We start from the raw sequence: 6,034 nt of genomic DNA on the forward strand, positions 1-6,034 counted from the left end.
ACGCGCCCATCACGTCATGCTACGGGCAGTCCGCGCCAGGAACGACTTCGTAAGTTCCTCCCAGATCGGCGTTCGGTGCGGTGCCATCCTTGCCGACAGCGATGTGCCCGTTCGCTAAACGCTTACCGAACTTGTCCGGGTTCAGGCTGTAGCAGTTGATCCGTACCCGGTATCCGCCCTCGGGCAGGTCGACTCTGTGGCGCATGGTCTGGGTAACCCTGTTATATATCTGTAGCAGGTCGACCGGTTTCGCGGTCGAAGTCATCACATCAATCTCGTCGCCGATGATTCCGACGTTGTAGGACGGGACCTCGGACGAGGCTGGGGTGAAAGTCGGCGGTGCGCTCGTGGCCGATAAAGACTCGGTGGGTGTGCTGTCGGTGCCGGAACATGAGGTGAGGACCGCAGCTGTGGCAGCGGCGACGAGAACAGCATACCGAGCACGGGCAGGGGCGACCATGGTTCGATCATGCCACCCTGTATCCGGATCGCCGATGCCAGGAAACTACACGCGCCCACGGCCTCGGTTTGCTGGAAATCGCTGCGCCGGAATGGATGTGAGCGACACGACCGCTGGCGAGCCGCCGGGGACTCGGCAGTCATCCCAGGAATCCGCCGTCGGCGTGCACCACAGTTCCGGTGACGGCGGCGGATTCGGGGGTGCACAGCCATGCGATGGTGGCGGCGACCTCGTCCGGTTCGAGGATGCGGTCGAGGAGTTGGTGGGAGGCGAATTCCTCGACGGTGTCGAGGTGGTAGAGGCGGGCGGTTTCGGTGAGCAGGGCGGTGCGGGTGGAGCCGGGGGAGACGGCGGTGGCGGTGATGCCGGTGCCGCGCAGGTCGTGAGCGAGTCCCTTGATCAGACCGACGACGGCGTGTTTGGCCGCGTTGTACCCGGAGAGGTGCCACATGCCGTGATGGGCGGCGGCGGAGGCGAGGGCGATGAAGCGGCCGGTGCGAGGGTCGGGGCGAGCGAGTATCGCGGGGATGGCGACCCTCGCGAGGTTGGCGATGCCGTGGACGCCGATGTCGAACATGGGCTCCCAGTCGGAGTGGGTGGTTTCCCACAACGGCCGGCCGCCGGTCATGACGGCCGCGGCGGCGACGGCCGCGTCGAGCCGGCCGAACCTGTCCAGCGCGACTTCGACTGCGCCGCCGAGGCTTTCGACGTCGCGCACATCTGCTTCGACATCGACGACCGTCCCCGCGTGCGCGGCGGCCACCGCCGCGAGCTGGTCGCGGGTGCCGAGCCGGTAGCCGAGAGCGGGATCGTCGCGGCAGATGTCGACGGCCACGATGCGCCAGCCCGCGGTGGCGAGCCGGTGCGCCGTGGCGGCGCCGATGCCCCGGGCGGCACCGGTGATGATGGCGACCGGGGCGGGGGCCACTACATGCCTCGGGTGAAGCCGTCGGGGACTATGACGTCGTCGGGGGTGAGGTCGTGGATGGAGGCGTGGCCGAGTCCGTAGAGGGCGGAGTCGATGCCTTGGCGGATGACCTCGAGGACGTTGTGGACGCCGCGGTCCCCGGCGGCGGCCATGCCCCACAGGTAGGGGCGGCCGATCATGACCGCGTCGGCGCCGAGGGCGAGTGCCTTGACGACGTCGCTGCCGCGCCGGATTCCGCCGTCGAGCAGGATTTCGACCTGTCCGCCGACGGCCTGAACCACGCTGGGCAGCATGCGGATCGCGGCGGGGGTGGTGTCGAGGTTGTTGCCGCCGTGGTTGGAGACGGAGATGGCGGTGGCGCCGATGTCGACGGCGCGTTTGGCGTCGTCGGGGCGGCCGATGCCCTTGATGAGGAACGGGCCGTCCCATTGCTGCCGCAACCAGGCCAGGTCGTCCCAGGTGACCGGTGGGGTGCCCATCCATTCGCCGTAGGCGCCGAAGAAGGTCGGGCCCTGCTGCCCGCGCGGGACCAGGTTCGGGGTGGTGAGGTCGGGAAGCTTGCCGGAGCGGGCGAAGCGCAGCAGCCAGCCGGGCTTGGTCACTACTTGGGGTGCGAAACGTACGGCCGTTTTCAGGTCGACGCGTTCGGGCAGCGCGGGGCTGCCCCAGTCGCGGGCGGTGGCGAACACCCAGTCCAGGGTGACGATGATGCCCTTCGCGCCGGCTTCGCGGGCGCGGTCGAGGCGGGCGACCATGTCGTCTTTGCTTCCGAGCCAATAGATTTGGAAGAAGGTCTTGTCGTTGGCGGCGATGACCTCCTCGATCGGTTTGGAGCCGAACGACGACAGGCCGAGCGCGGTGCCCGACATCGCGGCCCCACGTGCGACGCCGACCTCTCCCGCGGGGTCGACCGCCTGGACGCCGGTGGGGGAGCAGATCACCGGCATCGAAATGTCTTGTCCGAGAACGGTGGTGCTCAGGTCACGGGTGGCGGGCAGGTCGGCGATGTGCGGGCGCAGGCCGAGTTCGGTGAAGGCGGCGGCGTTGTCGTCGAGGGTGGCGCCGGCTTCGGAACCGGCGAGCAGCGCCAGGTAGACGGCCTTGGGGACGCGCTTCTTCGCGCGGCGCTGGGCCTCGGCGACCGATTCGAACCAGTCACGGGTGCTTGCCATGAGAATCCTTGTGCTGAAAGTGATCTCGCCGCCCGGACGGTGTGTGTGCCCGGAGGTCGACGATCGGTTGGTCAGGTGAGCCCGGCGAGCGGGCTGGTGTCGCAAGCCCGGTCGGACGCGGTGGTCCGGCTACGCGTGGGGATGCCGAGGGCGACCGTGCGCCGAGGCGCACTACGGGAGTGGTTCTTGTCCGGCTGCGGTTTCGCGCCGACGCCGGCCAGAGCGAGTTCGGCGTTGCCCTTGACGCATTCGGGATCCGGCCCGTCCAAAGGCAGTCCGGTGAAGAATTTGGCGGCCATGCATCCGCCCTGGCAGGCGTCGTAGGCCGAACACGACGTGCACGCGCCACCGGTCTGTGGTTGCCGCAGCCGCTCGAACAGATCCGATGTGCGCCAGACTCTTTCGAATCCACCGGTGTCGCGGACGTTGCCGGCGAGGAATTCGTCGTGGATGGCGAACGGGCAGGCGTAGACGTCGCCGACCGGGTCGACCAGGCACACCACGCGGCCCGCGCCGCACAGGTTCAGTCCGGCGATCGGAGTGGAGCCCAGGGCGTTGAGGTGGAAGAACGAGTCGCCGGTGAGCACGCCTTCGCCGTGGGCGACGAGCCAGTCGTAGATCTGCAACTGCTGGGCGGTGGTCGGGTGCAGCTCGTTCCACACGTCGGCGCCGCGTCCGGACGGGCGCAGCCGGGTGATGCGCAGCTGGGCGCCGAACCGGTCGGCGATGGCCTTGAACTCGTCGAGCTGGTCCACGTTGTGGCGCGTCATCACGACCGAGATCTTGAAGTTCTCGAACCCGGCGTCGGCCAGGTTCTGCATGGCCCGCATCGCGGTGTCGAAGGATCCGGGACCGCGGACCGCGTCGTTGACCTCGGCGGTGGCGCCGTCGATGGAGATCTGCACATCCACGTAGTCGGTGGCCGCCAGCTGCCGGGCCCGTTCGGGGGTGAGCCGAATCCCGTTGGTGGAGAACTTGACTCCCACGTGATGGGCGACCGCGTAGTCGAGTAGTTCCCAGAAGTCGCTGCGGACGGTGGGTTCGCCGCCGCCGATGTTGACGTAGAAGACCTGCATGCGTTCGAGGTCGTCGATGAACGCCTTGCATTCTTCGGTCGACAGCTCGCGCGGGTCGCGGCGGCCCGACGACGACAGGCAGTGCTCGCAGGCCAGGTTGCAGGCGTAGGTGAGTTCCCACGTCAGGCAGATCGGGGCGTCGAGACCGTGTTTGAAGTGTTCGACCAGTTTCATCGGTGATCCTGTTCGTCGGCACCGGCGGGGCGCGGGACTATGGTGCCCGCCTGCAGCAGACCGGCGAGCGCCTTCACATAGCTGGGACGTTCGGTCTCGGCCACCCCCGCGGCCGCCAGCGCGGCGGCCGCGTCGGGCTGCTCGGCCAGTCCCTGCACGACCGCCACCAGCTGCTTCGTTTTCAGAAACGACAGCCGCCGCGTGGTGAAGTCGTAGACCAGCGCTCCGAACGGCTCGGGCCGCAGCGAGATCGAGGGCGCGAGCCGATAGGAGCCGGCCGGATCGAAGCCGTCAGTAGACACCGCACATGCCATCGATCGAGACATCCTCGACGAGCAGGTCGTCTTCGACGAGCGCGTCCTCGGCGGGGACTACTGTCTGGCTGGTGATGGGTTCGTTCATGACCGCTCCTAGGGGATGGGATCGGGGTAACGGGTGTGAGGCACAGCATAATGTCACCGAGTGACAAAATGGAAGGGGTGACGCCGGAAAAACCCGTCACGCCTCGCGTCAGGGCGGGGCGCAAGCCCTCTACCAGCGCGGACGAGTTGGAACGGGTCGCATTCGAGTTGTTCGAACAGCGCGGATTCGACGACACCACCGTCGAGGACATCGCGGCCGCCGTCGGTGTCAGTAAGCGGACCTTCTTCCGCTACTTCGAATCGAAGAACGACGTCGTGTGGGGCAATTTCAGCGACCAGCTGCAGGCGATGCGCGATCTGTTCGACCGGTGTCCGCCCGAACAGCCGGTCGCCGACGCGGTCCGCAGTGTGGTGGTGGAGTTCAACCGCTTCGACCCGGCTCAGGTGCCCTGGCACCGCAAGCGCATGGAGCTGATCCTGAAAGTGCCCGCGCTGCAGGCGCATTCGACGCTGCGCTATCAGGAGTGGCGAAACGTGGTCGCCGAGTTCGTGGCGGCCCGACTGGGTGTCGGCACTCGTGACCTGCTCGCTCAGGTCGCGGGACACTGTGCCCTCGGCGTCGCGATCGCCGGATACGAGCATTGGCTCGACCATCCCGATCAGGAACTCACCGATATCCTCGACCGCGCGCTGCGGAGTTGGGGTTCCGGCTTCGGCGCCGAGGCGGTGACCGCGCAGGGGTAGGGACTACGTAGGAACGCCTGCGTAGGAAAAGTACGTAGTTCTACGGTCGTCGATCGCCCGAGTGGACGGAAGGCTGGACCGAAGTCAGGCCGGCACTACCGCTCGGGGACGAAGATGAACGCAGAGAATCGGCAGCGGCGCTGCGATGGCAGCGCGACCTCGGCCCTCCCGGCGCCGTGCTGAGGCCCGGCAGTGGAGGCGATGCCGCGCACAACGATGTGCACGTGCGTATCTGGCTGGGTGGCACGGCCTTCGATTACCGGACCGCCGCCGCGGCGGTGGACAACATCGTCCGGGACTGGCGGCGCAAGCGCTGGTGCACGCTCGAATTCGTGCTCGGCACGATCGACGGACGTCTCCCGAAGACCCGCTTGCCGAACGAGCGGCTATTCCTCGGACCGTAAATCGGAATTACGCGCGTGACATCTCCGGTTTCGCGGCTCGTGGTGTCCTTCGCGGAATCGGTCGCATCGGAAGGTTATGCTCGGAGCCTGCCGGAATTCACGGCGAGTGCCGGACAGCAAAGCCGCTGTTCAGTAGTATCGGCAAGGTGTGGTACAACGGTTTTCCGCACAGCGTGAGCCGTAACAGGTCACTCCGCGTGGCATCGTCGTGCGCAGGAGTGAAAGAATGCTCGCCGGGGCAGCGTCCCCGGGTCGGACGTAATGCCGACACAAGCTTCCGAAACCGTGGCGTGGCGGGGGGATCGACCCGCTCGACAAAACGCCTTCCACTTTAATACGGACAAATCGCTCGTAGTTCCTACCCATTCGACGGCGCCTTCGTATGCCTTGTGCGAGTGGGGCTTTCGGGCCGCCCCTGAGGTCGGGTGGCACGTCGTCACGGTACGGCGAAGAGTTGTCGCACAGTGCTCGCCAAGCTCGGCGAGAGGGGGTACTCAGCTACGCAGGGCAGGCACGCGGTCTCGATAACGTCTCCCATCGCACGGTGGCCTTTCTTCGTTTCCGATCGGGGTGACGTCCCGTGCGCTGAACCGCGTGTAAAAACGGGTTACGGGCGCTCGCGCCGACTCGGCGAATGTTGATTCGGGAATCCGCAACTCGGGGAATCGCAAATGTAATTGCATTCGCAATCAAATGCTACAGCGACCGGGAATT

Annotated in this window: 8 protein-coding genes; 2 read left to right on the forward strand and 6 right to left on the reverse strand. The window is 66.8% G+C overall.

The window, feature by feature from the left end; translation table 11 throughout:
• Positions 1-19: 19 nt before the first annotated feature.
• From NE2_RS20315 to mftA, 6 genes are all read right to left on the reverse strand, one after another.
• Positions 20-460 carry a hypothetical protein gene (locus NE2_RS20315; protein ID WP_063028445.1) on the reverse strand — a complete coding sequence of 147 codons (441 nt, stop codon included), beginning with the start codon at positions 458-460 and terminating at the stop codon, positions 20-22.
• 139 nt (positions 461-599) lie between these two features.
• A complete protein-coding gene (locus NE2_RS20320) occupies positions 600-1,388 on the reverse strand; it encodes a mycofactocin-coupled SDR family oxidoreductase (RefSeq protein ID WP_063028447.1) in 789 nt (262 codons plus the stop codon).
• Positions 1,388-2,560: a pre-mycofactocin synthase MftD gene (gene mftD / locus NE2_RS20325; RefSeq protein WP_063028449.1), complete on the reverse strand. Its 1,173-nt coding sequence runs from the start codon at positions 2,558-2,560 to the stop codon at positions 1,388-1,390. The genes NE2_RS20320 and mftD overlap by 1 nt, the downstream gene beginning before the upstream one ends.
• 71 nt (positions 2,561-2,631) lie before the next feature.
• Positions 2,632-3,810, reverse strand: coding sequence for a mycofactocin radical SAM maturase (mftC, locus tag NE2_RS20330; protein WP_063028451.1), 1,179 nt, complete (start codon positions 3,808-3,810; stop codon positions 2,632-2,634).
• Complete coding sequence (gene mftB, locus NE2_RS20335; RefSeq protein ID WP_233429834.1) at positions 3,807-4,112, reverse strand: mycofactocin biosynthesis chaperone MftB; 306 nt, start codon at positions 4,110-4,112, stop codon at positions 3,807-3,809. Before mftB ends, mftC begins: the two co-directional genes overlap by 4 nt.
• Positions 4,102-4,212 (reverse strand): mycofactocin precursor MftA, encoded by a 111-nt coding sequence (mftA, locus tag NE2_RS35095; protein WP_081879272.1) that lies wholly within the window; start codon positions 4,210-4,212, stop codon positions 4,102-4,104. The genes mftB and mftA overlap by 11 nt, the downstream gene beginning before the upstream one ends.
• A 77-nt stretch (positions 4,213-4,289) precedes the next feature.
• Here mftA and mftR point away from each other — a divergent pair, with 77 nt between their 5' ends.
• Both mftR and NE2_RS20345 read left to right on the forward strand, forming a co-directional pair.
• Entirely contained in the window at positions 4,290-4,916 is a 627-nt protein-coding gene (gene mftR, locus NE2_RS20340) for a mycofactocin system transcriptional regulator MftR (protein WP_233429835.1), read from the forward strand.
• Positions 4,917-5,140: 224 nt separating this feature from the next.
• A complete protein-coding gene (locus NE2_RS20345; RefSeq protein ID WP_146165215.1) occupies positions 5,141-5,320 on the forward strand; it encodes a hypothetical protein in 180 nt (59 codons plus the stop codon).
• Positions 5,321-6,034 lie beyond the last annotated feature (714 nt).

Origin of the sequence: Nocardia elegans NBRC 108235, assembly GCF_001612845.1 — a bacterium.
Classification (GTDB): domain Bacteria; phylum Actinomycetota; class Actinomycetes; order Mycobacteriales; family Mycobacteriaceae; genus Nocardia; species Nocardia nova.